Origin of the sequence: Planctomonas deserti (assembly GCF_003067705.1) — a bacterium.
In the GTDB taxonomy this organism is placed as follows: Bacteria; Actinomycetota; Actinomycetes; order Actinomycetales; family Microbacteriaceae; genus Planctomonas; species Planctomonas deserti.
Genome location: NZ_QANL01000032.1, coordinates 1 through 787, shown reverse-complemented (window position 1 = coordinate 787; position 787 = coordinate 1). Strand labels below are relative to the sequence as shown.

Annotated in this window: 2 protein-coding genes; one reads left to right on the top strand and one right to left on the bottom strand. The window is 66.6% G+C overall.

Annotation, left to right across the window (positions count from 1 at the left end; genetic code table 11):
• The first annotated feature begins 6 nt into the window (after positions 1–6).
• Positions 7–162 carry a c-type cytochrome biogenesis protein CcmI/CycH gene (locus DAI20_RS19340; protein WP_497802634.1) on the top strand — a complete coding sequence of 52 codons (156 nt, stop codon included), beginning with the start codon at positions 7–9 and terminating at the stop codon, positions 160–162.
• Positions 163–343: 181 nt separating this feature from the next.
• On the opposite strand, the gene DAI20_RS19335 is transcribed toward DAI20_RS19340, so the two are convergent.
• On the bottom strand, positions 344–787 hold a 444-nt coding region (locus DAI20_RS19335), incomplete at its 5' end, for a universal stress protein (protein ID WP_108252878.1).

The following is a 787-nucleotide window of genomic DNA, read 5'->3' as shown; positions in this document are numbered from 1 at the left end:
AGCCCGATGCCGACCGCACCGCTGTCGGCCCATCGCGAAGTGGAGGTGCTGGCACGCATCTCGCGCAGCGGAAGCGCCAACCGCAGCGAAGATGACCTGCAGAGCGTTCCGGTGAAGGTAAGCCTGCCGCATGAAGGCGTGGTGGAGCTGCGGTTCCCCTGACCTGTAGAGCCGAGCCCATGCTCGGCTGCCAAATGCCAGGAAACCAACGGCAGCCGAGCATGGGCTCGGCTCTACAGTAGATCCACGCCATGCGTGGATGGGCCCCTGCCGGCCCTACAAAAGATGACGCCGGCGCGCATCCTGCGGCCGGCGTCGGGTCCCCTCCCCGGGAACGCTTGTATCAGCGGATGACCAGCACCGGCAGCGTGCTGCGTGCCAGCACTTCAGCGGTCTGGCTGCCCAGCAGCACACGGGTCACGCCACGGCGGCCGTGCGAGGTCATCACGATCAGGTCACTGTTGCGCTCGCCCGCCGTCTCGATGATGCCGTCGGCCGCATAGCGGTCCAGCACATGCACCGGATTGGCGGTGATGCCCTGCTCGGCGGCCTTGGCCAGCGCCGGCTGCAGCACTTTCTGCGCGCCTTCCTCGCGGTCGGCCTTGTACTCAGGGCTGTTCATGTAGCCCACGCTCCAGCCCATGGCGTCGTACATGCCGACGGCCCACGGCTCGGAAACGGTCACGATATCGACCGCTGCATTGAGGTCCTTGGCCAGCTCGAAGCCCTTCGCCAGGCCCTTGTCGGCCAGCTCGGATCCGTCGGTGGCAATCAGGATGCGCTTGTA